Origin of the sequence: Chordicoccus furentiruminis (assembly GCF_019355395.1) — a bacterium.
In the GTDB taxonomy this organism is placed as follows: Bacteria; Bacillota; Clostridia; order Lachnospirales; family Lachnospiraceae; genus Chordicoccus; species Chordicoccus furentiruminis.
This window is the reverse complement of sequence record NZ_CP048829.1, coordinates 2,037,866-2,063,380: the sequence shown is the minus strand read 5'-3', so window position 1 is coordinate 2,063,380 and position 25,515 is coordinate 2,037,866. Positions and strand designations below refer to the sequence as shown.

The following is a 25,515-nucleotide window of genomic DNA, read 5'->3' as shown; positions in this document are numbered from 1 at the left end:
GGTAAACTGGCAGGCATGGGAGTCGAAAGGGGTGATTGGATTTGAGAAACAGGACAGTAGAAAACGGCGTGATGCTGCAGGCCTTTGAATGGTATCTCCCGTCCGACGGCACCTTCTGGTCCGTCATGGCCGGCAAGGCTCATGCTCTTGCTTCCCGCGGCGTCACGTCCGTCTGGCTGCCTCCCGCGTATAAAGGCCAGGCCGGCGCGGAGGATGTCGGCTACGGCGTATATGATCTCTACGACCTCGGCGAATTTGACCAGAAGGGCTCCGTGCGCACAAAATACGGCACGAAACAGGAATATCTGGACTGCATCCGCGCGTATCAGGAAAACGGAATCGACGTCTACGCCGACATGGTTCTCAACCATATGATGGGCGCCGACGGTACCGATGAGATCGACGCGGTCGAAAACGCGCAGTCGGACCGTCTTCAGGAAATCACGCCCGTGCAGTCCATCAAAGCGTGGACCGTTTTCACGTTTCCGGGGCGCGGCGGCGTCTACGACGATTTCACATGGGACGCCACCTGCTTCACGGGTGTCGACTGGGACGAGCGGAAGGAAAAAGGCGGCATCTACAATTTCGAAGGCGTCAGCTGGAATCCGGGCGTCGACCGTGAAAACGTCAACTACGACTATCTGATGGGCGCGGACGTCAACCACAGCAATCCCAGAGTACGGAAGCACCTTCTCGACTGGGGGCAGTGGTATCTTGACACGACGCATGTCGATGGATTCCGTCTGGATGCGGTGAAGCACATCACAAACAGCTTCTTCGGGGAGTGGCTCGGCACGCTCCGGAAGAACAATCACGCTGAACTTTTCGCCGTCGGCGAATACTGGCACGCGGATGTGAATGTGCTGGAGCAGTATCTCGACGCCTGCGGGCGCTGCATGTCTCTCTTCGACGTGCCGCTTCACTACAATTTCTTCGCCGCCAGCCACAGCAACGGTCAGTTCGACATGCGCCGTCTGCTGGACGGAAGTCTCGTGCAGCGTGATCCTGAGAAGGCGGTTACGTTCGTGGAAAACCACGACACGCAGCGGGGCCAGGCTCTCGAGAGCGCCGTCCTCGAGTGGTTCGTCCCTCACGCCTATGCCGTGATCCTCCTGAGGCCACAGGGATACCCGTGCATTTTCTACGGCGATTATTACGGCATTCAGAAATATGGCAGCGAAGGCTTCCCCGGCGAGCTGGACGTCATGACCTTCATCCGCCGGACAAGACTCTTCGGCATCCAGCACGACTACTTCGACCACGAGGACATCATCGGATGGACGCTGGAGGGCGACGAAACGCACCCCAATTCCGGCGTCGCCGTCGTGATGACGGATCGTCTCGGCGGAAAAAAACGCATGTATGTCGGCAGTCAGCACGCGGGCGAAGGCTGGATCGACGCGATGGGGATCATTCCCGGCGAAGTCCTCATCGACGGGGAGGGCTGCGGCGTCTTCTCCTGCGCCGACGGATCCGTCAGCGTCTGGACAAAAGAGCCGGACGAAAACGAGCCTCTTGTCATCGAGCGGTTCGACGAGGAGGCCGCCGCTCACGCAGTCAGAATGCCATGACCCTCCGCAGCGCCTCCGCACAGCCGCCGTGATCGTTGTCCGCGACGATGATGTCCGCGATCTTCTTCACATGCTCGTTGGCGTTGCCCATCGCGACGGCGAAGCCGGCGGCGCCCAGCATCGTCAGATCATTGTCCGCGTCTCCGACAGCCGCGCACTCGCTGAGATCTCTGTGAAGAATTTCACAGAGATCCAGCAGCCCGCGGCCTTTGTTCACCCCCATCGGCGAGAACTCGACCGATGTCTGTTCCGCGTCCACCGCCTCGACGGGAAGGCCTCTCAGCCTCTCTCTCGTTCTCTTCCTTGCCTCCGGCGAGACATGGAAGACATTGATCTTCTCGATCTCCCCGGCGCGCCGGAGAGCTTCGGACCGGATATCCGGCACCGGACGGATCGTTTCCTGATAGAGCTTCTGATACGCCTCCATCCGGTAATGCGGCATCCGGGAAATGTCCGACGCCTGCGCGACACCCTCGCCGCCGGCCATGAACTGGATCATCACGTCCTCCTTAAGCGACGCCGCGACGATTATTTCGATCAGTCCCGTCCGGAAGCACGTCCTGTGCAGAATCCTCTTCTCCTTCAGATCGTAGACGAGACCGCCGCTCTCCAGCACTGCGTAGCGGAGGCCGGCGGGCTGCTCCCCGTACGGAGCCAGCTCCGTCAGACAGCGGCCGGTCCCCAGTGCACACTGAAGACCCGCGCGTTCCGCCTTCTCCATCATCCGGACCGTTTCAGCCGGAATCCGCTTCTCCGAATTGAGCAGCGTGCCGTCCATATCAAAAAGCATCAGTTTATATTTCATCTCATCTCTCTTTCATGAGCCGCTTCCGTCCTGCGAGCCGTTCCCTGTACATGGAATCCAGCAGACGCTTTCCGCTCTCCGTCCGGAACACCCTTGTCCGGAACGCCTCGATATTCTCCGCCGAATACGCGCTTTCATCCGCGTTCACCAGATAATCCGCCTCCAGCAGAATCTGATAATCCATTCCGTTCACGTCCGTGCAGGTGTGGTGATGTCCGATCAGGAACACGATCCGTTCCTTCTCTGCGTCAGTCAGATCCGTATCCGCAAGGAGCGCGCGCCCCAGCGGCATGCCTTCTTTCTCCTGATACGTCCCGTTCGTGTTGCCGTATTTCCGGCGGCAGAGCGGACAGGCGATATCGTGCATGATCGCCGCGCATTCCAGAATAAACTGCGTCTCCGACGGGATGCCCTCCAGCTCTCCGATCGTTTTCGCGTAGCCCCAGACTTTCACGAAATGATTGATATCGTGCAGATTTCCCTCCGACGCGTCAATCATTTTTTTCATCAGTTCCGAAACCGTCATGTCCGCTCAGCCTTTCTTCATCGGGAAATTTTTGCCGATGATCTCACAGATCCGTTCCAGTTCCTCCGCCGGCCGGACCAGCGCGAACCGGATGTAGCCCTCTCCCTTCGGTCCGAAGGCCGTGCCCGGCGTGCCGACCACGCCGCAGGTATCCATCAGCGTCTCGATGCAGGATGCAGACGTATAGCCTTCCGGCACCGGGATCCATGTGAACATGGTGCCCTCCGAATCCCATGCGTTCCAGCCCACCTTCCGGAGACCGCCGCAGAGGGCGTCTCTCCGCCTCTGGTATTCCATGCACTGCTCCTTCACGCCGTCCAGCGGTCCCGTCAGCGCGGCGGCCGCCGCCTTCTGATAAGGATAGGAAACGCCGAAATCATACTGGCTGCGGAGCTTCTTCAGCGCCCGGACGACAGACGGGTTTCCGACCAGGAAGGACAGCCGGAGACCGGTCAGGTTAAAGGTCTTGGAGAGAGAGAAGAATTCTACTCCGACCTCCTTCGCACCCGGCACCGAGAGGAACGAATAGCCCTCTCTTCCGTCGAAGATGATGTCCGGATACGCGTTGTCATTGATGATAAAGAACCCGTAACGGTTCGCGTACCGGATGAGTTCCTCGTACATTTCTCTCGGCGCAGTCGCTCCCACCGGATTCGACGGATAGGAGACGACGATATAGCGCGTGCGGCGGAGAATTTCCTCCGGAATCTCCGAGATCACCGGAAGGAAATGATTTTCCTTCACCAGCTCATAGTAGTGAATCTCGGCTCCGCCGAAGTAAGATCCCGCCTCGTAGATCGGGTAGCCCGGATCCGGGAGCAGAACGACATCGCCCGGATTGCACACGGCCATACCGAGATGCCCCATTCCTTCCTGTGTGCCGTGAACCGCCAGAATCTCGTTTTTTTCCAGCCCGACGCCGAATCGTCTCCTGTAGTAGGAAATGACGGCTTCCAGCAGCTCGTCCGAATCCGCCAGCGCATAGCGGTAGTTGAGCGGATCCCTCACCGCCTCCTCGAGCGCCTCCATGACATGTTTCGGGGGCTTGAAGTCCGGGGTGCCCACCGACAGATTGCAGACGGTCCGTCCTGTCTGCATCAGTTCCCGCTTTTTCCGATCCATCAGCGCAAAGATACCCGGCTGAAAATGCTCCAACAGCTTCGACTCCTGATATTCCATCTCTGTACCTGCTTTCTATACCCCGTCTTTTCGCGCATTCCCGCGCGTCGGTCCGCGCCGGAAGTCCCCGGCGCGATGCCGGATTCTGAAGTCCGCGCACTGACGGCCGGCACCGGGATCTGCGTTGTCCGCTCCGAACTATAAGACTGAGCTTCCTGTTCGGGCGGCCGGCGCGTTCCGGCGGACGCCGGCGTATCAGCGCTATGATAGCACAAATCGGGAACATGCGGTATAATGTTGTCCATACGAACAGCCGGAGGCCTTGTTTTGAGACAGAGAATCCCCTATGTCACGACTGCCCTGATCGCAGTCAACCTCATCGTGTTTTTTCTGGCGGAAGCCGTTTCGGGAAGCACGCTCCGCACAGACGTGCTGACTCTCTGGGGCGGCGCCTCCGTCTCTCTGATCAGCGGCGGTCAGTACTGGCGTCTGTTCACGGCGATGTTTCTCCACAGCGGGATCCGTCATCTGCTGAACAACATGCTTCTTCTCTATCTGATGGGTTCGGTGCTGGAGGATCAGCTGGGCAGGGTCCGCTGCCTGATCCTCTACCTCACTTCCGGTGTTCTCGCCAACGCAATCTGCTGGCGTCTCTACGTCCTTCAGGACAGAAACGTGGTTTCTGTCGGCGCTTCCGGCGCGATTTTCGGCGTGATGGGAGGGATTCTCTGGATCATTCTCCGCTGCCGCGGCCGGGTGGAGGGGCTCACGCTGCGCCAGATGCTGATTCTGCTGGCGTTCTCACTGTATTTCGGCTTCACGTCTCCGGACGTGGCCAACGCAGCGCATCTGGCGGGCCTTGCCATCGGTTTCCTGATGGCCGTCCCGCTCTACCGGCATCATAAAAGGGAGGCTGATTATGTCTGACTGTATTTTCTGCAAGCTCGCCAACGGCGTCATTCCGACCGCCACACTTTATGAGGACAGTCTGTTCCGGGTCATTCTCGATGCGAATCCCGCCACAAAAGGCCACTGTCTGATCCTTCCGAAGGAGCACTACGCAAATCTCTGGGAGATGCCGGAAGATCTGACCGCAAAGGCCTTCGTACTCGCCCGCCGGATCGCGGCGGCGATGACGGAAGCCATGCACTGCGACGGCTTCAATATTGTCCAGAACAACGGGACGGCCGCCGGGCAGACCGTGTTCCACTTCCATATTCATCTGATTCCGCGGTACAAGGACGGCCCGGCCATCGTCGCCAACTGGCCGCAGAGTCCGCTGACAGACGGGGACCGCGACGCGATCCTCTCGGCATTCAGAAAAGTCATGGCAGGAAAGTCGTGATGCGGCCACACCGTCCCGCACATCATTCTCTGCACACCGTGTAACCGCATCGGGCGAAGGAAATCCGGGAGCCGTCGGAGAGAGGAATCGCTTCTCTCCCGACGGCTTTTTTTCCGTCCACTGTCGTTCCGTTCCGCGAGCCCATATCGCTGAGATACCAGACTCCGTCCGTCTTCACCAGCCGCGCGTGTATCCGGCTCACGGTCGGATCATCGATCGGAACGTCGGACGGACCTCCGCGCTGGCCGATCAGCAGCTCGCTGCCGGTGAGCGGGATGACCGCAAGTCCGCCGGCCGGATCAGACGGGCGAAGCAGCCACTCTTTCTCTCCTTTTCCGGCTGAAAAGCCCCCCAGCAGCACAGTCCGCCCACCTCCGTCATCCTCCCTGCCCGCGTACCAGCTCTCCTCCACATCCGGCGCGCCGTCCGCGTCCCAGACGTCTTCCTGAGGCGAAGGCGGAAGCGGAATCTCCTCCGTCTTCTCATCCGTCTCTCCTCCTTTCCTTCGCCGAAGCCGCCCGGCTATGACCAGACTCAGTGCCACCGCACCGGCCAGCGCGGCGGCGCTGACGGCGGATTCCACCCGGGTAAGGACGAGCCACCTCTGCATCTGAAGCGCCGCGTAAAGACCACCCGCCGCCGGTACCAGGACCGCGGCGGTCAGCACAGTCTGCCTGTCCGGCAGAAAGCGCGCGGCCGGATGTACCGGTACATTCTCTTCCGCCTCACCTCCGGACAGATCAGAGCCGCCCGCCGTTTTCTCCTCCGTCTCATACGGAAGGGATGCAAAGTCCGGCTCCGCTTCCTCTCCTCCTTCATGAGAGATTCCCTGCTCCAGCAGTTTCCTTAAGTCACCCGGTTCCGTCCCCGGCTCCTGCAGCGCGTGCAGAAACCGGCACGTCTGGATGACCGCCTCCTGATTGCCGCAGCCGATGATTCTCAGAAGATACTCCGTGAGCCCCGTCAGTCCTTTCCGGACTTCCTCACGGTGGAACGGATTATAGGCCGCCCAGATCCGTCCGGTCTCCCACGAGACATACAGATAGTCCGGATCCAGCAGAAGTCTCTCCGCTTCCAGAAGATAATCCTCCGCCTGCATCATCGTATCCAGCAGTCCCCCGAACAGTGTACGGAGATCCTCCACCCGGAAGGTATGCGTCTCGGAATAATCCCTGAAAGGCATCAGCGAAGTGATCTCATACCGGAAATACTGCCGGTTGTCCACATGCTCCTCGGTCATCGGAAGGATTCCCTCGATCCGGCTGGACGCGAGGATCCGGAGCTGATAATTGTCCGGCACCTCCGTTCCCTCTTCGCTGAATCTCATATAACAGTGCGTCAGGCTGCGCTGATAATCCGCCTTCATCTTACGTTCTCCTCCGCCGTCTCACTCATCCGCGTACAGGACCACAACCGCATGCGCTTTCCGCGTGAAAGCGACCGGTCTGAACCGTTCGTATGTCTCCGATACGCGGATATCCCACAGCTTTTCCCCTGTATACCAGAGCGTGCCCGCGGACGCCCCGCAGGTCCGCGCCGTCTCCGTTTCCGAGTGCGTCACCTGAAGCCCGGATACGGCCGGCAGCCCGGGCGGATCCTGCTCGCGGCCGCTCACCGCCTGTTCCGCGCAGCCGGCCGTAAGCGAAGCCCGGTTATGAAGATGAAAGCAGAAATAGACGCAGGTGAACACAACGGCGAAAATCACCGGCATCAGCATGGCCGTTTCCGCCGTAAACGATCCCGGAAGAGCGGATCCGCTATTCTGCGGCCTCTTTCTCAAATTCTCTCTTCTCATCCTGTTTTCCCTTTCTCCTGCCCCCGCAAAAGCGTCCAAGGCGCCTCCCGCAGCCGCCCGGCTCTCCGTCGTTCGCCTCACGCCGTCATCCGGGCAACGGCGCGTTCAGAAATCCGGCGGCCTCCGGCGAAAACAGCAGACTGAAAAGGAAACCGGCCAGCAGAAACGGAAGAAAAGGAAACGATGTTTCTTTTCCCTTTCCGGCCGTCAGGAGTCCGAGGGCCCATAGTCCGCCGGCAGCAAGCGCCGCGATCAGCGTATGCCAGACAGTTTCCGGGCTATTCCACGCGCCCAGAGCCAGCAGCGTCAGTCCGTCTCCGGATCCGATCCGGCCGCCTGTCGCCGGCGTCATGATGAGCAGAAGACCGCCCGGAAGAAGCGCGCCGGCGCACGTCGCCCGCACATCACGCCATCCCGCTGAAAGAAGACCGGCCGTCAGCACCAGAAGGAGTGGGAGAACCGGCACGCTTCTCGTCCGCACGTCCTGCCATGCCGAAAAGGAAAGCATCCCCAGCGTGACACAGATTGCCACGGCCTCCATCATCCCGCCTTCCCCGCCCGGTCCCGGGCCGCACAGCGCTCACACTCCTTCAGATCCGCCACGGACTGCTTCTTTACCATCCGCACGTGACGCGTGAGACTCCCGTAGGAAGACGACGGATAATAGTAGCGTCCCTTGGCCGTGGCGTAGACGGTTCCCTGATACCCCTCCGGAAAGCCGGGGCAGCGCCGGTAGCGTCTTCCGTAGACATTCCGGAGCGTCCCGATCCTGGCCGTCGTACTCTGATAAACGGAAAGATCAAGATGGGTGCAGTCAGCATGCGTGTGCCAGACGGACTCGTTTTCCGTGACGAGTACCATCTCCTCTTTCGCGCTGCCGGCCCGCTTCCGGCTCCGAAGACCGCCCTTCATCCCCGTCCACGGATACACTCTGGCCCGCACGGCGATCTTCAGCTTCGGAATCCCCGGCAGGGAAAACGGGTAATCGAAGGTCCTGTTTTCCGCCAGATCGATCCATGCTTCCGGTCTTTTATCCCCCTGCGCGGCACCGGCCGCCATCGAGAGTTTTCTCGCCCGGTTGGACAGTCTGAGGCTCGCCTCAACCTGAAGGCTGACCGCATTCATGAACAGAATCAGCGTCAGCACGGTCATGAAGAAAAGCGGCAGCATGGCCGCGCACTCCAGCGTCATCGAGCCGGCAAAGGACAAGACTCCGGACCGTCCGCTCCGCCGGCATACCTGAGCTGCGTTTGCGACGTTCTTCCGTCTCCGGACAGTCCGGAACCCTCCCATGTTCTCTCCTTTCCGCACAGCATTGTTCCCCGCTGCGCCCCCTCCCGTTCTCCACCGCCGCCGGCAGGATCAGAGATCCCCGTAGCAGAGCGAGCGGCTCACCGGAAAGGTCGTCCGTTTCTCCGCGCAGACCTTCATCTCGGCGGACAGCGCATAGATGCAGTGGTCCATCCGAAACCCCGGATTCCCGTTCCCGCGGATCTCGGCTTCCGTCATGTCCATGGCGCGCATGACCAGACTGCCCTGCCGTTCAAGCAGAATGATCCCGAGATACTCCTCATAATCAAGACCGGACGGATCGCTTTTCACCAGCCCGTCCAGATCCGCCCCCGCGCCGATCAGAGAATCCGGTGCGGTCTGCCAGTACGCCGCCTGCTTCGTCAGAGAGACGCGGCCGCCGGTGAGCAGACAGCGAAGATCAACCACACTCTCCGCGTAGGCCCAGAGGCCGGCCAGAACCAGCTTGAACGCCGGCGCCAGCTCCGGCACGCCGAGAGACAGACCGATCAGATCGGCCGTTCTTGAAAGAGAACGGCTGAGAGACGGGTTCGCGTACAGGCACGCGATGTTGTCCGCCTCGCGGTTCAGCATCAGATACCGGACCGTTTCCTTCATATTGTCAAGATCGCTGCTTTTACCGCAAAGAATGTATTCCAGCTGGTATGAGAGGACGGAATGAACGGATGGATTCCGGTACGTCCGGTAGTGATCGAGCAGGTAGGCCTTGAACGCCAGCTCGCTTCCTCCCGTATCCGCCCTCATCACGCCGAAGCCCTTCCCCAGACTGCGGCCGCTGACCAGATCCCCCGGATCCGCCTTCTTCGCGGAGACGCCGTCCGGCGCCACAAGATCGAGCACCGACGCGGACGTCAGCTGCTCAAGCATCGGGATCGGATTCATGAAGCCCTCCGGCAGCGCGGGCGGTTCCGCTTCCGTCTCCACGCCTTCCGCCGCGAGTGCGGCGCGGCGCTCCTCCTCTTTTCGTCTTTTCTCCGCGGCCTGCTGCGTAAGACTTCCGTAGCTCTTCTTCTGAGCGCCCCGGAGATATTCCCGTCCGGCTTTCTGACGCTTCCCCGCCGCTTTCTTCCTTTCCCTCAGTCTTCTGATCAGCGCCAGTCCGCCTGTATCCTTCACGGCCTGCACCGCCTCGGCCCGGAAGGCCGCCCCGCCCGCGTCGGTCGCCAGCGTACAGCCGGTCAGCGAGCAGGAATCCCTCGTCAGGTGGAGAAGGTTCCTGCCGCCGAACAGACGACGTCCCCGGTTGGGCCGGAGCAGATAGTCCGCCGCGTCCTCCAGCTCGTCGACACAGGCGGCAAAATCCAGTCCGCCGGAAGCACTTCCGGCGTCCAGAAAGAACAGGGCGTACGTCTCGTCAAGCTGCCGGTCATATTTTGCGAAAAGAGAGTACATCGCCTGATCCATGGCGTTCGCCGCCTGCATCCGTCCCGCACGAATTTTCACGGAGGTGATGGAAGCAAGAATCAGTGAGACCATCACGGCCAGTGTAAGCGCCAGGTAAACCGTGATGCTCCCTCCCGCCCTTCTTCCGCCGTCCGTTCCGTTTCGCTTCATGCCGTCCGCCTTTCCCGTCCGGATCAGACCGATCCGCTCTGCGATGCCGCCTTGCCGAGTATTGTCTTCAGCACATTGGTGATCTGCGATTTGAAGATCAGTACCAGAGCGATCAGAACCAGCAGGATCAGCACGACCTCGACGACCGCCACACCGTCTTCCTCTTCCAGAAAACGACTCAGTTCGTTCATCTGCCCCCTCCTCCTTTCCGGCGCCCGCCCTCTGCGCGGCGGGGACCGGGCCGGAACGGCCCGAAAGAGACACGGGCATGCTTCTCCCGTTTTTCGCCGCATAGAGGGTGCGCCAAAGTAAGACGGATGACATCGGTCTTTCGCCTCTGTCTCCGGAGCTCCGCTTATCGATTGTGGTTCGTATATGGATTTCGGCAGAACCGGAACCGGTCTGCCCATCTGAATGGCTGATAAGGCAAGTATACCCGAGCCGGAGCGGTTCCGGCAATCCGGAATACCTTCTGAATCGTCATATGCCGGCTTCGCGCAGAATGCACGAAAACGCGGCGGAGACAAAAGCGTTTCGCTTATGTCTCCGCCGCGTCATGTCTCCGGCATTCTTCCTGCAGCGTCCTGTTCCGCCCGGCCATTTCCTCTGATGCCCGATGCCGGCTGCCGGCCGCTCTGCGCCTCCGGCTCAATATCCGAACGTCCGGCTGACCCTGTGGGTAAGCGGCCGTCCGTCCAGCCAGGCGGACAGATTGCCGGCCGAGATCCGGACGACACGGGTCAGCGTCTCCGGAAGAAAGAACCATCCCGCCGCGTGGGGCGTGAGAACGACATTGTCAAAGTCCCACAGCGGATCGTCCGCCGGAAGCGGCTCCGGATCCGTGACGTCGAGTCCCGCGCCGGCAAGCCGGCCGGCTGCGAGGGCCTCCCGGAGGGCGGCGGTGTCAACTGCATTTCCCCGTCCGACGTTGATCAGACAGCTCCCCTTTCGCATAAGGCCCAGTCTCCGTTCATCCATAAGATGAAACGTCTCCGGCGAGCCCGGCAGCGCCATCGCCACGATATCCGCCCGGGGCAGCACCTTATCCAGCGCATCCAGCGTGTACTGCTCGTCAAGCCATTCCGGCTTTTCCCGTTCCGTCCGCCGTACGCCGATGGTGTAAGCGCCAAGCGCCTTCATCTTCCGGGCGTAGGCGCCCCCGATATCGCCCAGTCCGAGCACGGCGGTCACGGAATGTTCCACGGAGATGACGTCACCCATCGCCTTCCACACGTGGCGGACCTGATTCCGGCCGTACTGGCCGAACCGGCGGATCACCGCGAAGGTCAGGGCCAGCATATGCTCCGAGACCGCCGGTCCGTATGCGCCGGAAGCGTTTGTGAGCTCCGTCCCCGCCGGCAGCACGCCCGCGCCTGTATAGGCGTCCGCACCGGCGCTGCTCAGCTGCAGCCACGTAAGACGCCGGCAGATCGTGAGCCTCTCCGGCGGTACGTTCCCGATGATGGCATCGGCCTGCTCCAGCTCGCCGTCCCTGACCGCGGCCGCGCTTTTCCAGAGAAAGGCAGCCCGCTCCCCGGCCGTCTCCTCCAGATATTCCTTCTGCTCCTCCGTCACCGGAAGCGTGACCAGCACTGTCTTCTTCTCCATATGTCCCTGCCTCAGATCCTGACCATATCGCGCGTGATGTCGGACAGCGTGTTCGCGCCGCACATCAGCATCGTATCCTCGAGCTCTCCTCCGATCTTCCGCACATAGGCCTCCACGCCCTCGCGGCCGCCCCCGAAGACGGCTGTGACGAACGGCCGGGCGATCACGGCACCGTCCGCGCCCAGCGCCAGCGCCTTGAAGACGTCCGTCCCCGAACGGATCCCTCCGTCCACAAGGATCCTGGCGCGGCCGCCCACCGCGTCCGCGATCTCCGGAAGGACCTCGGCTGTGGCCGCGCACTGATCCAGCACGCGTCCGCCGTGGTTGGAGACGAGGATGGCCGCCGCGCCGGCCTCCACTGCCTTCTCCGCGTCCTTCACCGTCATGATGCCCTTGACGATGAACGGCACGCCCGCTCCTTCGATGATGCGCTTCAGCTGGGAGACGGATTTCCGGCCCGCCGGAGGATTAAGCCCCTTGAGGAACGGAAGCCCCGCCGCGTCCACATCCATCGCAGCCGCGAAGGCGCCGGACTCCCGCACCATCCGCATTTTCTCTTCCACCGTCGCCTCGTCCCAGGGCTTCACCGTCGGGATGCCGGCTCCGCCCGCTTCACGGATCGCGGCAACCGCCGCCGTGAAGACGCCGGGATTCGTCCCGTCCCCGGTGAACGCGGCGATGCCAAGCTGAGCGCATGCGGCAACCAGCAGCTTGTTGTAGCTCGCGTCATCGTAGACATCGCCGTAGTGCATGTTGATCGCCCCCACCGGGCCCGCGAAGAACGGATACCGGAAGGTCCGTCCGAACAGTTCAAGCGACGGATCGGGCTCCGCGGCCTCCGCGATCGTATCCATATTCACGCGGATTTTCTGCCACGCGTCGTAGTTCCGGATCGCCGTGTCTCCGGTTCCCTTCGCCCCCGGTCCCGGGATCTGACTGCCGCAGGCGCGTCCGTTGCAGATCGAACACGCCTTGCAGTATTTTCCCACACAGTTTTTTGCCTTCGCCAGCACTTCCTCATATGTCATCACAGCCTTATCCTCCTTTATCTGAGTCCGTCCCCGCGGCTCTGGCCGACCTCGCGCTCGCCGGCCAGCACCTTCTGATAGTCCTCGTAATTCTTCCGAAGCAGTTCGGGCGTGTTCAGCTCGTACGGGCACTTCTTCGTGCAGGCCCGGCAGTTGAGACACGTCTCGATCTTCTTCATCTCCTCCTGCCAGTAAGGCGTCAGCCAGGCATCGGAGGGCGCGCGCCGGATCATCAGCGACATCCGCGCGCACTGGTTGATCTGGATTCCCTGCGGGCAGGGCATACAGTAGCCGCAGCCGCGGCAGAAATCGCCGGACAGCTCCTCCTGCTCCTTCCGGACATACGCGGCCAGAGAGCCGGTCATCTCCGGCGTTTCCTTCATGTAGCCCAGCCACTCATCCAGCTCCTTATCCCGCTGGATGCCCCAGATCGGCAGCACATTGTCATACTGGTTCATGAAGGCCATCGCGGCCTCGGAGCGGGTGATCAGCCCGCCGGCGAGCCCCTTCATGGCGATAAAGCCGACGCCCTGCTCCCCGCAGAGGCGGACCAGCTCTTTTTCCCTGTCCGAGGCAAGATAGCTGAACGGAAACTGAATCGTCTCATAGAGTCCGGAGACCGCCGCGTCCAGCGCGACCTGAATCCGGTGCGCCGTGATGCCGATATGGCGGATCTTCCCGGACCGCTTCGCCTCCAGCATGCATTCATAGAGTCCCGTCCCGTCTCCCGGTGCATACACCTGAGAGGCCATATGGAACTGGTAGACATCGATGTAATCCGTCCGCAGCTTCTCAAGAGAAACGTCAAGATCCTCCCGGAATGCATCCGGCGTCTTCGCAGCCGTCTTGGTGGCGATCAGAACCTTGTCCCGCATTCCGTCGAACGCGGCCCCGACCTTCTCCTCACTGTCCGAGTACGCGCGCGCGGTGTCAAAATAGCGCATGCCGCCGTCCCATGCCTTCCTCAGAAGGCGCACCGCCGTCTCCTTCGAATCCCGCTGGATCGGCAGCGCGCCGAATCCGTTCTGCGGGACCGTGATACCTGTCCGTCCCAGTGTAATCTGTCTCATCGTTTCCTCCTTTTAGGCGCACCGCCGTCAAAGAACCGTCTGCTCCCTCACGCCGCGCAGCCTTCCGCTTTCCGGCACCTCTCCGGCCTCCTCCATCAGATCCCGGACATAGTCGGTCAGCACAGATGCCGGAGCGACGGGCGGCTGCTCCCGGATCCAGACAAGCTCATATTCCGCGATCCGCTCCGGCTCCGTGATCACCTTCGATGCCACGCCCGGGTACGGTCCGTCCTGCGTCTCGGGATAGATGCAGACCCCCGCTCCCGCAGCGGCGACCGCCGCCGCGTCATTGAAGCTGGAAAGCGTGCAGATCACCCGCGGCTCCCGCCCGATCCCGGAGAACCACCGGAGAACCGCCTCCTGCCTCGACTTGCGCTGCGGAATCACCAGCGGCACCTCGGCGAGCTCGGAGAGACGGATCTCGGTTCCGGGCCGCTGCGCCAGAGGATGCGATGCCGGAATCAGGGCCGTCCAGGGCTCCTTCCAGACCGGAATCCCCTCGAGATGCTCCGTGTCATACGGCGCCACGATCAGCGCAAGATCCGCCAGCCCCCTGTGAAGCCGGTCCAGCACGTCGTCGCTGGAGCCGTTCCACAGAGAAAATTCAACCAGCGGATATTCCTCCCGGAATCCCGCCATCCAGCCCGCGGCGATCGCCGGCGCACGGCCGTCCGCAATCGCAAGACAGATCCGTCCCGACAGCTCCCGTCCGAAGGACCTCATCTCGCTCCTCGTCTTGTCCGCGAGTTCCAGCATCTGCGACGCGCGCCGGTAGAGCAGCCGGCCCGCCTCGGTGAGCTGCAGATGCCGCTTCCCTCTTATGAAAAGCGTCACGCCGAGATCCTCCTCCATCTGACGGATCCGGCTGCTGAGCGGAGGCTGGCTCATATGGAGTTTTTCGGCGGCGCGGGAAAAATTCAATTCCTGCGCCACTGTCATGAAGTACTGCAGTCCTTTGAAATCCATGGCCGTCCACTATACGAAAAACATATGATACTGGCAATGGAATGCGTATTTTACAAATGCATCCGCAGCCGGTAAGATGAACTCAGATGAAGATTCGGAGAGATCTTCCTTCTTTCATCATCCTGACAGTTTCTGACTGTAGCCATAGCGTGAGCCGTGTGACGGGACAGCGACCTGCACACGGCTTCTTTGCGTCTCCGCGGCCGGCGCAAACCGATGCATGGGCCGGCGGCACTGCCCGCCTGAAACCGCGCTGCCGGTTCGCCGCCTGTCGGCGGCTTACCGTCTCAGTTCTCCCACGGCGTGCCCTCGGGGGATCCGTCCGCCGCAGAAGAGCGGTCCGCCTCCGGCGCTTTCTCCATCCCGGTGTCCGCCTCCGCTGACGCGGCCGTCTCTCCGGCCGACGCCGAGACGGCCGTTCCGTTCACCGTTACGGTGCCGTCCGCCGGAATCAGAATGTACTCTCTTCCGTCGATGATACGCGTCCGGATCAGCTGTGCCTTGTCGATGGGGACCTTCAGCGTCATCGCATCCGTCTTCACCGTGATGCAGCTTTCCGCTACCGCGTCCAGCGCGATCTGTGTATCGCCGATCGTCTCATCGTAGATTTCGTCAAAATCCTCCATAGGAGCGCCCGCCGCCTCGGCAATCTTCCGCACGGTCTGTTTCTCCAGCGTCTGCGGCGCGTCCTCCTCCGCCGCCTTCTCCACCAGATTCTCGCTGATTGCGGCGGCGCTCTCGAGATTGACGTCCATCTGACCCAGCAGGTCACTGAACAGAGCCCGCTGCGTCTCGGCGCCCACCGGCGCCGCCTCCGCCTGCACCGCGAACAGAGCCGTCAGGAAATCCTCCCCGTCTGGCGCGTTGGAACGGAGCATCACTTCGTTCCGGTCCTCCAGCCGCTCTGAGAAAGAGGGATAGAGGAAGCCCGCCACCGGATTGCCGATCTGCCATCTCCGGTCCAGCTCCGCCACGCGGTCCTCCCGGAAGCCGAGCGCGGCCCGGGTGAGTTTGGCCGGACAGACGGCCAGCAGCAGCGCCTCATAGACCACGTCGCCGTCCTCCAGCTTCCTCCCGTCCGTGCCCTTGAGCGGCACATCGTAGACGATGCGTGTCAGCGTCGCGTAATAGGGATCCGTATGCGTGTACCCCGCGGTAAACGCATCCCGGAACGCTTCGAGCGCGGCCGTATCGCCGCCGTCCGTGGAACGGAGCGCGAGCAGCGCCTCGTTCTGTTCCGTCAGCGCGACGCTGAAGGTATCCCGGCCGATCCGCGTGCTCAGCACCCGCTGAAACATCGCCACATGGCGGAACCGCTCCGCGTCCTCCATATCCGCAAGACGCATGACCTGATCCCAGACAGTGTTGTTGTCCGCGTCCACATAGAAGCCGTAAACCCAGTCGACGATGTTGTCTCTCGCCTTGACGGCCTTCCGAAGCTCTCTGATGTCTGCCTTTTCCATATCTGTCTTTCTTTCCTTCCGACGTCTCTTCCGTCCGGCGCTCAGTATTTGATGAACCGGTCGATCGCCTCGTTCATCCGCTCGATGGACGCCTGATCGCCCTGCTCCGCCGCCTCGACAATACAGTGCTCCAGGTGTTCCTTCAGCAGCGCCTTGCCGGCATTGGTCAGCTCTGACCGGACCGCGGCCAGCTGGATCAGCACGTCCGAGCAGTCCTCTCCCCGCTCGACCATATGCTTAACAGCCTCCAGGTGCCCCGCGCAGCGGGACAGGCGGTTGACGATTTTTCGTATTTCCTGCGGGTCATGGGTATGCGTGTGAGCGCTGTGCGCCGCCTCCGGATGCTCGTGACTGCATCCGGCGCCATGTGAATGCACATGTCCATACTCCGTCTCTGTGCGATCGTGACCGTATTCGGTGCCGTGAGAATGTACGTGTCCATGCTCTGTTTCAGCGTGATCGTGACCGCATCCGGCGGCCCCAGTGTCTGTCCTTTTACTGACTGCCATACTGTTCTTTCTACCCGTCCTTATTTCTCCGGCGGCTGATAGAACCGTCCCCGGATCTGCTGTGTTCTCATCAGATTGATGAACGCCTTCGGATCAACTCTGCGGATCGCGGCCAGCACCGCCTTTTCCTCCGCAGCCGACACGACCGAATACACCACCGCCCGCTCCGTATGCTCATATGCCCCCTCTCCGTGAAGCACCGTAGCGCCGTGACGGCTCACGTCCGTGATGGCGCGGCAGATATCGGCTGGAAAATCCGTCACAATAAAGAGCGTAATCTGCTGATACTTCCTGTAAAGCACATGCAGTACCTGCGTCGATGCAAACTGAAAAATAATCGAATACATCGCCTTGTCCCAGCCGAAGAGAAAGCCCGCCGCCGAGAGGATCACCACGTTGACGCCAAGGATCACATTGAAGGAATCCATGCCGCTCCTCTTTGACAGATAAAGGGCGATGAAGTCCGTGCCTCCGGTATTCGCGTTGGAGAGAAGGCAGAGACTGATCACGGTCCCGTTGATCATCCCTCCGAAGACGGCGATCAGCAGTACGTCCTGCGTCACCACATGAGCGGGCATCACGTCCGTCAGCACGCTGCTGACGATCAGCATGTAAATCGTGTACAGGGTCAGTTTTTTTCCGATGAACCGGAACCCGATATAGATCGGGCCGGCATTGAGCAGGAGGTTGATCAGCGTATAGGGCAGGCTCACGCCGAAGAACATCTGTGCGGACCGCTGAATCAGCAGCGTCAGCCCGGACACGCCGCCCGGGTACAGTCCGCCGGTATGGACGAACGTGTTGATGTTGAGTGCCATGATCACCGCCGCCAGTGTGATGACAAGCAGCCGTCTTCCGTCTTCTTTCAGTGAGAATGTCATCGCCAGCCCCTCCGCCCGCATGTATCCGTATTATACCCGAACAACGCTGAAAATAAAAGAAGACAAACCGGAGGCTGTCCGTGTATAATGCAGATGGTTGTTACAAAAGTTTTAAATCAATTTTCAGATTAATCAGAGAAAGGGGTCGTTATGATCATCTCCGCCGTAAACGGACGGAAGCGGATTCTTCCGCGAGCCGCATGTCTCTTCGCTCTGCTTCTGTTTCTTTTCGCCGGCAGTGTCCGCGCGAAGGCGGCCGCGCCTTCCCGCCGCATCATCCTGATCGGGGATTCGAGGACGGAGATGATGCGGGAATACGGCTCAAAGGACGCCCGCGTGATCTGGTCATACGCGTCCGGCAAAGGGCTCAGCTGGGCGAAGCAGACCGGCGTCCCCCGCATCGAGAGCAAGATCCGCAGCAACACGGCCGTCGTCATCCTGCTCGGCCTCAACGACTGCGCCGACACCTGGATGGCCGACCGGTATGCTTCCTATTTTAACAAGAAGGCCGCCGAATGGAAGAAGAAGGGCGCATCCACCTATTTCTTCTCAGTCGGACCGGTAGACGACGCGAAGGCCAAAGCATCGAAAAGCGAACGCGCCTATATGATCACCTCGTTCAACAAGGCGCTGCGCGCGAAGCTTTCATCGGATGTACAGTATGTGGACATCTACTCCGCCCTGCAGAAAAATCTCTCCACGCTGCATGACGGCATCCATTACAAGAAATCCTCCAGCGACCGGTATTTCAGTCTGATCATCAGCAAAACCGCTGCCGGGTCCTCTTCGGTGTCAAAGACCTCGTCAGATCCCGACTCGATGGTCAGCCGCTATTACAAGCCCGTCTACGACTTCCGTGACTTTATGAAATACAACCCATCTCTGAAGAAGACCTACGGCTCGAATCCTTCCGGCGCTTACCATTACTTCCTCAAGAAGGGCATGAAGAAGGGGCTCCGCGCGAGTTCGTCCTTCGATGCCGTCTCCTACGCACTCCGTTACGGCTATCTGCGCCATATCTACGGCACATCCGACTGGACAAGGTATTACACCCATTATCTGAATAAGGGAAAGGCTCGCGGGATGAGCGGCGCCTGGACCCGGAAGGTAAAAGGATATGAGACTGTCTATAAGGGCCGCGACTACGCCCGTGTCTATAACTATAACGATTACATCAAACGTTATCCCTCTGTCTTCCGCGTCTATGGCTACAATGACAAAAAAGTACTCGCCCACTTCGTGAAGTACGGCATCCGGAGCGGCTGGATCGGCTGCAGTTCCTTCAACTGGAAGACTTATAAGGTAAGCAACCGCGATCTGGCGAAAAAATTCGGCCGTTCCGTGTGGAAGTACTACGACCATTATCTCCGCAAGGGATACCGCCAGTCCTGGCGGCGTCATGTCTGACCGCCAGATTCTTTCCGTAAAACAGGCAGTCCCCGGCCGTTATCCGGCCGGGGACTCGTTTTGTCCACAAAACCGGCCGGCGTCTGATATGAATCTCGCCGGCCGGTTTCCTCTGTTCTGTTTTCACTCGATGAATCAGGAACCCGATGATCCGCGCTGCTGCTCCGACTCACGGCTCTGATCCGCGATGTCTTTCACTCTTTTCGTCGCCTCGTCCGAAAAGCTGACGATGAACTTGGCATCACGATAGATGGATTCTCCCGCCTTAGTAAGTGTTACACCCTTTCTTGATCGGTCAAAAACAGTGACACCCAGATCCTTTTCCAGCAGTCCGATCTGCTTGAGCACGGCAGACGGCGAAATATGCATCTGCTCCGCTGCCTGTCGGAAGCTGCCTGCCTCTACCACCCGGATCAGAGTATCAAGATGCGCATTATAAAGCATGTTACCACTACACCTCGAATCCGTGTTCTCAAAAGCATTTCAAGCAGGTCTATTTTATCACAACAGATTCGTGAATAGTGCGAAATTGCGTTAATTTAACGAAATGTTCAAAAATTGCGCGGCTGTGCGCTGAATCAACCGACAACATCCTCCTGATTGTTCTGGTCCTGATTCTGCTCCTGTTCCTGTCCGTCGTCTGTCTCCTCATTGTCCTCATCCGGCGTCAGAACCACCGCGTCCGGATCCTCAGTCGGCGTCGGGGTGACCGCCTCCGTCGCCTCCGGGATCTGCGTCTGCTCCGGCGTCGGAGCCACCGTCACATCGGGGGCGGCCGGCGTCTGGCGGGCAGCTGACGGCGTCGCGGTCGGCTGGTTCACGGCCGGAGCGGAAGTCGGCGCGGCGGTCCGCCCGGTGTCCGTTCCGCCGCCCGCATCAGATGCGGCCGGCGTCGGCGTCGTCTGGTTCGCGATGACGGTGATGGGCTTCACCTCCGTGCTCCCGGTCCGCACGGCCGTCCGTCCGGAAAAGATGCCGCTGGAGACCATATAATAAAGAGCAAAGAAGACAGCGGCCGCCAGTGCGGCGCACAGCACGACAAGAAATGCCGTATGGCCGCCGCCTCCTCCGTCCTCTTCTTCCTCCTCTTCCGCTTCATCCTCGGGCTCCTCCGCGCGTGCGTTCCGCTTCGGCACATAGCGCTCGAGTCTTACGCGGCTTTCTCCGGACCGGCCGTCTCTCTCATTCCGGGAACCGGATTTCGTTCTCCTCTGCGGCTGCTCTCCGTCTTCATCCAGATCGTACGGGGTGAGATCGAGATCCGGATCGACCGCTCTGGCTGCCTCCTCCGCGGAAACCTCCCCGGCCGGAAGAATATGCGTATCCTCATCCGCCCCGGCGATCAGCCGGCGGTCGACCTCCGGATCCGCCGTGTCCGCGGCATAGAGATCATAGTCATCCATCTCCACGCTGAACAGGGGTTTTCCGCAGTGACTGCAGAACTTACTGTTGTCGGCGATCGTCTCGCCGCAATAAGGGCAAATCATATTCTGCACTCCTTTCCGTCTGTTTCCGTTTCGGTGTATTTCTCCGGATGCTGACTCACGCCAGCAGCGACCGCACCTCCTCCGCGTCATAGGTCACCGAGCTGACCTGCTGCGTCTCGATGCAGTACAGCGCATGCGCCGCCAGGTGCTCCGCGGCCTGTTCGAGATCACGGCAGCCCGGCCGGCCGGCGCACCGTGCGATCACGGCATCGGCCCCCGCTCCGGTCACGACGCATTCCTCCGGTTTCATTCCCATACGCGCAAGCACCTTCGGAAGAGAGAAACGAGTGAAGATCACCTTCTTCTCCTCCGACGTATAGTCAGGAATCTCGATGACGGCGAAGCGGGTCATCAGCGGCGAGCTGATCCGGCTGATGTCGTTGGCCGTCGCGATCGGGTAGACGCCCGTCGTCGGAATCATGCACTCGATGTAATTGTCCGTAAACCCGATATTGTCCAGCAGCGTCAGCAGCGCGTCCGCCGGATTGCCCAGCGCCGTGCCGTCGTCCGCCTTGTCCAGCTCGTTGATGATGAAGACGAGATTGGAGCTTCCCGCCTGGGCGAATGCCTCCATGATCCGGCCTGGCTTGGCGTTGGAGTAGATTCTCGGACTTCCGGTCAGCGCCTCGTTCTCATGAATCGTGCTCATATCGAGTGAGGTCCAGGGAAGACGGAGAATGCGTGCCACCGCATAGGCGACCTGCGACTTGCCTGTTCCGGCCGGACCCGCCAGCAGGAGTCCGTAGGCAGGCAGCGTATGCGTGCGGTTGATCTGGATGATGGTTTCGATGATCCGCTGTTTGACGGAATCGAGCCCGTAGAGCTCCTCATCGAGAATTCTTCTCGCTCTCACCGGGTCGATGGACTCGAAATAGGAGCCCTGCCACCGGATATTCAGCATCATCGACAGCGCCCTCTGGGCGTGGCGCCGTTCCTCCGGACTGATGGCGCCGGTGCGGAGCAGCTTGATGTTCCGGTACGCCCACGTCCGGATCTCCGGCGGCAGCGCGTCGCCCGCGCAGGTGAGGAAATCGGTCATCGACGGCAGATCGGTGAGGAGATACGGCGTATTCCCGGGTTCCTCCTGCTCCTCGTCGTCAACCGGCGCGGCCGGCCGGCTCGCGAGAAGGCGGCTGACCGCCAGCTGCAGCATGCCGTCCTCCGAAGACGGGTCGTGCGTCCGTCCGCTCGGATCGACGGCGCGGATCCTGCAGACCGCGCTGCCCTCTTCTGTGTGAATAAGGGAAAGGCGGACCGTAATATGGTTCTCTCCCAGCCAGCCGATCAGTTTCAGGAAGCGGCTGTCCACCCGCAGAATCTGCGCAGAGAGGTCCTGACCGTCCTCCTGATAGTCAAAGGCCGCGCCGGAAAGCGGGTGACGGAACGTGCCGGTCTGATGATGGCGCATGCCGGCCGTGGGATCCGACAGCATCAGAATCGGATGCTCCGCCGTGGCCATGCCGGCTGCATTTTCATATAACGGAACCCGGTCAAGCGCCTCGGCGGGCCGTCTCTCCGACGGTACAGGGTCGTTGAAGTCAAATATTCTGTCCATAGGCAGTCTCCTTCAAATTCATATTCCTCATCATACCATTTTCCCAATTGCATGTAAAACGTGGTAAGATAAGAGGAAGATTGTGAATGATGTCTCGGGAGGTGTTGCTATGTCTGATCAGCGAAACGCGTCTTCCGGCGCAAATCCGGAATCAACCTGGAACGGCACAAAGATTGTCCGTATCACCGGCACAGACGGCGCCAACCTTTGGGCGGACCGCAGCATGGACAGTGCGGTGATCCGGCACTACGGCGAGGGACACTCGCTGCCGGTCAATTCCTTCATGGTCACCCGCCGGAACGGCGACGACTGGTATCAGGTGGAAGCCTATAACGGCCACGGCATCGGCTACGTCCGGGCCTCGCTCGTGGAGCCGGAGTCCTTCGGCGACTCCTCGATTGTCCCCGGCGACGTGCTGTAAGATGGAAATGCACCTGGAAGAAAGCACCGGGCGTCCCACTTTTAGCGGGACGCCCGGTGCTTTTGTCATACAGTGCCTTATCATGATCTCCCGTCCTCTGACGGGAAGTTTTCACTCTTTATATGTGCTCGGCGCAAAAAGAGCGAGAATCGGGAAGATTTCCAGCCGGCCCAGCAGCATGTCGAAGGCCATCACCAGCGTCGAGAGATTTCCGTAGCAGGAAAAGTTCTGCGTCGGACCGACCGCATCGAAGCCCGGTCCGATGTTGTTGAACGTCGCCATCACCGCGGAGAAATCCGTCGTCAGCGAGAAATTGCCGCGATCCAGCGCCAGCAGAAGGAAGCTGACGATGACAATGATCACATAGGCGGCAAGATAATTGTTGACATTGCTCATGGTCTGCTCCGGGACGCGGGAGCCGTTCATCCGGACGATTCTCACCTCATGCGGGTGAAAGATCTGGTGCGCATTTCTCCGGAGATTCTTGATCAGCAGCAGCACACGGGAAACCTTGATGCCGCCGCCCGTGCTGCCCGCGCTGGCCCCTACAAACATCAGGCAGAGCAGGATTGCCTTGGAAAAGCCCGGCCACTTGTCGAAGTCCAGCGTCGAGTAGCCGGTCGTCGTGATGATCGACGCGACCTGAAAGGCCGAGTGGCGGATCGTCCCCTCCACATTCGCCGTCTCCGGCATACAGCGGTAGACATTCACCGCGGTGAAGAGAATCGAGGCGGCGACGATGCCGAAGTAGAGCCGCAGTTCCTCGTCGAACAGCGCCTGCTTCACATGCTTCAGAAGGAGCATGTAGTAGATGCTGAAGTTGACGCCGAACAGCAGCATGAAAACCGTCGTCACGTTCTGGGCGAAGGGCGTATAAGCCGCCATGCCGGAGTTCAGAACCGCGAATCCTCCGGTACCCGCCGTACCGAAAGCGATGCAGACCGCATCAAAGACCGGCATCCGGCCGACCAGCAGGAACATGATGTCGAGCAGCGTGAGCACACAGTACATGATGTAGAGAATCGCGGCCGTGTCGCGCATCCGGGGCACCATCTTGTTGACAGAGGGGCCCGGCGATTCCGCTCTCAGAATATGGAGCATATAGCCGTCGTTGCGGCCGCTGGCCGGGATGATCGCCAGAAAGAAGACGAGCACGCCCATACCGCCGACCCAGTGGCTGAATGACCGCCAGTAAAGCAGTCCCTTGCCCAGCGCCTCCACGTCCGAAACCACAGACGCCCCGGTCGTGGTGAAGCCGGATACGATCTCGAAGAAGGCGTCGATGAAGTTCGGGATCCGGCCGGACAGAAAGAAGGGAAGACAGCCCGACAGCGACAGCACGATCCACGCCATACCCGTGCAGACAAGTCCTTCCCTGGCGTAAAACTTTCTTTCCGCGTTCCGTGAAACCAGACGGAGAACAGCCGCGGCGGCCAGCGTGATGAGAATGGCGCCCGTAAAGCCCCGTTCCGCCGGCCGGTCCGACGTCACGATCGAGATGAGCAGCGCCGGCGCCATAAAAGCACTCGCCAGAAGCAGAATCCATGAATGGATCCTGATCATGATCTTATAATTCATACGAACTCTCTCCCGTTCCCGTCAGGCAAAAATATCGTTCAGCTGCTGAATCGTCTCGCCGCCGCTCGAGACGATCACGATGCGGTCGCCCGCATGGAATCTCGAATCGCCGTTGGGGAACTCGATATTCCGGCCGCTGGTGATCGAGGCCAGCCGGATATTCCGCTTGAGATGAATCTGGCGCAGAGGGGTATTGAGATATTTTGTATTCGCGTCGACGACGAATTCGATCGCCTCCGCCTGACCGTCCGCGATCGAGTGAACGGTGACAGCCGCGCCGACCTGATTCTCCATCGCGCGCACATAGGTCACGATCGTGTTCGTGCAAAGCTCCTTCGGGCTGACGATACTGCCGACCGCCAGTTTGGAGATCACGCCGAGGTTCTCCCCGCGGCCTACCTTGGTGATCACCTGAGGCACCTTGCGCTCATGCGCGTAAAGCGAGGTCAGGACGTTCAGCTCGTCGAGTCCGGTCATCGAAATCACCGCGTCCGCCTGACTCAGTTTCTCCCGCTCCAGCACCGACTGGATCGACGCGTCTCCCTGAATCACCGTCGCGTCCGGCAGCATCTCGGCGAGATGCTCGCACCGCTCCCGGTCGATCTCAATGATCTTGACGCTGATTCCCTCCTTCAGCAGCATGGAGGCAAGATAGTAGCAGTTTCGTCCGCCGCCGACCAGAAGCACGTTCCGGATCTTCTTCGTCACGTATCCGATGCTGTGCAGAAGGATCGTCAGATTCCGCGCGGAGGCCGTAACGAACAGCCGGTCGCCCTCGCAGATCACGAAATCGCCGTCCGGCGTGACCGCCTTTCCGTTGCGCAGCGCCGCGCAGACCAGCACCTGACAGTGCGCGATCTCGCTCAGCTTATACAGCGGCTGGTCGCGAAGCGGGCTCTTCTCGTCCACCCGGATCTCGACGATTTCCACCAGCCCGTTGGCAAACTTTTCCCTTTTCAGGAACCCCGGGTAGCGGAGCAGGCGGTCGATCTCCCGCGCGGTCTGGCGCTCCGGGTTGACCGTCAGCGACAGGGCGAACATCTTTCTCATCGCGTAGGTGGACTCCGCGTAATCCGGCGTACGGATCCGGGCGATGGTATGAAGGTGCGGGTTCATGCCGTGCGCCGTCAGGCAGCAGAGCAGATTGATTTCATCCTGCCCCGTCGCTGTGATCAGAAGATCCGCCGAATCAACGCCCGCGTTCCGCAGCACCTCCATCGACGCACAGTTGCCCTGAACCGACATGACGTCATACCGCTCAATGGTTGACTCGAGCGCGTCCGGGTCGTTATCCACGAGCGTGATGTCGTGGCCTTCGGCGGAAAGCTGGCGGGCCAGCATCGAGCCGACCTTGCCGTCGCCTGCAATGATAATCTTCATACCATCCTCCATCCATTCTTCCGCGCATACCGCAGTACGAAAGAACCGGTCTTTAAAGACTCCGAAAAAACAGGTAAACACGAATCGGCGGAGGCTGATGCCCCCGCCGATACCTACTATAACACGTTTCTGTCAA

26 protein-coding genes are annotated in these 25,515 nt (G+C 60.5%); 5 read left to right on the top strand and 21 right to left on the bottom strand.

The features are described 5' to 3' along the window. The first annotated feature begins 41 nt into the window (after positions 1–41). On the top strand, positions 42–1,571 hold the full coding sequence (locus G4C92_RS09465) for an alpha-amylase (RefSeq protein WP_274939619.1): 1,530 nt from the start codon (positions 42–44) through the stop codon (positions 1,569–1,571). On the opposite strand, the gene G4C92_RS09460 is transcribed toward G4C92_RS09465, so the two are convergent. The 3 genes from G4C92_RS09460 to G4C92_RS09450 are packed head-to-tail and all read right to left on the bottom strand — an operon-like array spanning position 1,558 to position 4,081. Next, positions 1,558–2,376 carry an HAD-IIB family hydrolase gene (locus G4C92_RS09460; RefSeq protein ID WP_274939618.1) on the bottom strand — a complete coding sequence of 273 codons (819 nt, stop codon included), beginning with the start codon at positions 2,374–2,376 and terminating at the stop codon, positions 1,558–1,560. The two genes, G4C92_RS09465 and G4C92_RS09460, sit on opposite strands and share 14 nt — an antisense overlap. Position 2,377: 1 nt before the next feature. Next, positions 2,378–2,884 carry an HD domain-containing protein gene (locus G4C92_RS09455; RefSeq protein WP_330654686.1) on the bottom strand — a complete coding sequence of 169 codons (507 nt, stop codon included), beginning with the start codon at positions 2,882–2,884 and terminating at the stop codon, positions 2,378–2,380. 24 nt (positions 2,885–2,908) lie between these two features. Next, positions 2,909–4,081, bottom strand: a complete 1,173-nt coding sequence (locus G4C92_RS09450) for an aminotransferase class I/II-fold pyridoxal phosphate-dependent enzyme (protein WP_274939616.1) — start codon at positions 4,079–4,081, stop codon at positions 2,909–2,911. A 267-nt stretch (positions 4,082–4,348) separates the two neighbouring features. Between G4C92_RS09450 and G4C92_RS09445 the strand changes: the two genes are divergently transcribed. Continuing rightward, on the top strand, positions 4,349–4,948 hold the full coding sequence (locus G4C92_RS09445; RefSeq protein ID WP_274939615.1) for a rhomboid family intramembrane serine protease: 600 nt from the start codon (positions 4,349–4,351) through the stop codon (positions 4,946–4,948). Continuing rightward, positions 4,941–5,366, top strand: coding sequence for an HIT family protein (locus G4C92_RS09440; protein ID WP_274939614.1), 426 nt, complete (start codon positions 4,941–4,943; stop codon positions 5,364–5,366). Before G4C92_RS09445 ends, G4C92_RS09440 begins: the two co-directional genes overlap by 8 nt. A 22-nt stretch (positions 5,367–5,388) precedes the next feature. Here the strand turns inward: G4C92_RS09440 and G4C92_RS09435 are convergent, their stop codons facing one another. From G4C92_RS09435 to G4C92_RS09375, 13 genes are all read right to left on the bottom strand, one after another. Next, a complete protein-coding gene (locus tag G4C92_RS09435; RefSeq protein ID WP_274939613.1) occupies positions 5,389–6,732 on the bottom strand; it encodes a DUF6382 domain-containing protein in 1,344 nt (447 codons plus the stop codon). Between the two features lie 21 nt (positions 6,733–6,753). Beyond that, positions 6,754–7,161: a TadE family protein gene (locus G4C92_RS09430; protein WP_274939612.1), complete on the bottom strand. Its 408-nt coding sequence runs from the start codon at positions 7,159–7,161 to the stop codon at positions 6,754–6,756. 85 nt (positions 7,162–7,246) lie between these two features. After that, entirely contained in the window at positions 7,247–7,702 is a 456-nt protein-coding gene (locus G4C92_RS09425; protein WP_274939611.1) for a prepilin peptidase, read from the bottom strand. Beyond that, entirely contained in the window at positions 7,702–8,454 is a 753-nt protein-coding gene (locus G4C92_RS09420) for a hypothetical protein (protein ID WP_274939610.1), read from the bottom strand. Before G4C92_RS09420 ends, G4C92_RS09425 begins: the two co-directional genes overlap by 1 nt. A gap of 69 nt (positions 8,455–8,523) precedes the next feature. Then, the gene (locus G4C92_RS09415; RefSeq protein WP_274939609.1) at positions 8,524–10,026 is read right to left on the bottom strand and encodes a DUF5702 domain-containing protein; all 1,503 of its coding nucleotides are present in this window, start codon (positions 10,024–10,026) and stop codon (positions 8,524–8,526) included. A gap of 23 nt (positions 10,027–10,049) precedes the next feature. Next, the gene (locus G4C92_RS09410; protein WP_274939608.1) at positions 10,050–10,217 is read right to left on the bottom strand and encodes a Flp1 family type IVb pilin; all 168 of its coding nucleotides are present in this window, start codon (positions 10,215–10,217) and stop codon (positions 10,050–10,052) included. A 457-nt stretch (positions 10,218–10,674) separates the two neighbouring features. After that, a complete protein-coding gene (locus tag G4C92_RS09405) occupies positions 10,675–11,634 on the bottom strand; it encodes a D-2-hydroxyacid dehydrogenase (RefSeq protein WP_274939607.1) in 960 nt (319 codons plus the stop codon). Positions 11,635–11,645: 11 nt separating this feature from the next. Further along, positions 11,646–12,662 (bottom strand): alpha-hydroxy-acid oxidizing protein, encoded by a 1,017-nt coding sequence (locus tag G4C92_RS09400; protein ID WP_274939606.1) that lies wholly within the window; start codon positions 12,660–12,662, stop codon positions 11,646–11,648. A gap of 17 nt (positions 12,663–12,679) precedes the next feature. Further along, entirely contained in the window at positions 12,680–13,732 is a 1,053-nt protein-coding gene (locus G4C92_RS09395; RefSeq protein WP_274939605.1) for an aldo/keto reductase, read from the bottom strand. A gap of 27 nt (positions 13,733–13,759) precedes the next feature. Further along, positions 13,760–14,698 (bottom strand): LysR family transcriptional regulator, encoded by a 939-nt coding sequence (locus tag G4C92_RS09390; RefSeq protein WP_274939604.1) that lies wholly within the window; start codon positions 14,696–14,698, stop codon positions 13,760–13,762. A 287-nt stretch (positions 14,699–14,985) separates the two neighbouring features. Continuing rightward, a complete protein-coding gene (locus G4C92_RS09385; RefSeq protein WP_274939603.1) occupies positions 14,986–16,161 on the bottom strand; it encodes a DUF4317 family protein in 1,176 nt (391 codons plus the stop codon). Between the two features lie 41 nt (positions 16,162–16,202). Beyond that, positions 16,203–16,670, bottom strand: a complete 468-nt coding sequence (locus G4C92_RS09380) for a metal-sensing transcriptional repressor (RefSeq protein ID WP_274939602.1) — start codon at positions 16,668–16,670, stop codon at positions 16,203–16,205. A 20-nt stretch (positions 16,671–16,690) separates the two neighbouring features. Beyond that, the gene (locus G4C92_RS09375) at positions 16,691–17,551 is read right to left on the bottom strand and encodes a YitT family protein (protein ID WP_274939601.1); all 861 of its coding nucleotides are present in this window, start codon (positions 17,549–17,551) and stop codon (positions 16,691–16,693) included. 150 nt (positions 17,552–17,701) lie between these two features. On the opposite strand from G4C92_RS09375, the gene G4C92_RS09370 reads away from it, so the two are divergent. Next, positions 17,702–18,958: an SGNH/GDSL hydrolase family protein gene (locus G4C92_RS09370; RefSeq protein WP_274939600.1), complete on the top strand. Its 1,257-nt coding sequence runs from the start codon at positions 17,702–17,704 to the stop codon at positions 18,956–18,958. 135 nt (positions 18,959–19,093) lie between these two features. On the opposite strand, the gene G4C92_RS09365 is transcribed toward G4C92_RS09370, so the two are convergent. The 3 genes from G4C92_RS09365 to G4C92_RS09355 all read right to left on the bottom strand — a co-directional run bounded on the left by G4C92_RS09365 (position 19,094) and on the right by G4C92_RS09355 (position 22,000). After that, positions 19,094–19,402: a LysR family transcriptional regulator gene (locus G4C92_RS09365; RefSeq protein WP_274939599.1), complete on the bottom strand. Its 309-nt coding sequence runs from the start codon at positions 19,400–19,402 to the stop codon at positions 19,094–19,096. Between the two features lie 134 nt (positions 19,403–19,536). Beyond that, complete coding sequence (locus G4C92_RS09360; RefSeq protein WP_274939598.1) at positions 19,537–20,445, bottom strand: zinc-ribbon domain-containing protein; 909 nt, start codon at positions 20,443–20,445, stop codon at positions 19,537–19,539. A gap of 55 nt (positions 20,446–20,500) precedes the next feature. Further along, positions 20,501–22,000: an AAA family ATPase gene (locus tag G4C92_RS09355; RefSeq protein WP_274939597.1), complete on the bottom strand. Its 1,500-nt coding sequence runs from the start codon at positions 21,998–22,000 to the stop codon at positions 20,501–20,503. A gap of 109 nt (positions 22,001–22,109) precedes the next feature. Between G4C92_RS09355 and G4C92_RS09350 the strand changes: the two genes are divergently transcribed. Then, positions 22,110–22,421, top strand: a complete 312-nt coding sequence (locus G4C92_RS09350; protein WP_274939596.1) for an SH3 domain-containing protein — start codon at positions 22,110–22,112, stop codon at positions 22,419–22,421. Positions 22,422–22,532: 111 nt separating this feature from the next. On the opposite strand, the gene G4C92_RS09345 is transcribed toward G4C92_RS09350, so the two are convergent. Together G4C92_RS09345 and trkA are read right to left on the bottom strand one after the other, a co-directional pair. After that, on the bottom strand, positions 22,533–23,999 hold the full coding sequence (locus tag G4C92_RS09345) for a TrkH family potassium uptake protein (protein ID WP_274939595.1): 1,467 nt from the start codon (positions 23,997–23,999) through the stop codon (positions 22,533–22,535). A 21-nt stretch (positions 24,000–24,020) separates the two neighbouring features. Then, entirely contained in the window at positions 24,021–25,379 is a 1,359-nt protein-coding gene (gene trkA, locus G4C92_RS09340; RefSeq protein ID WP_274939594.1) for a Trk system potassium transporter TrkA, read from the bottom strand. Between the last annotated feature and the right edge of the window lie 136 nt (positions 25,380–25,515).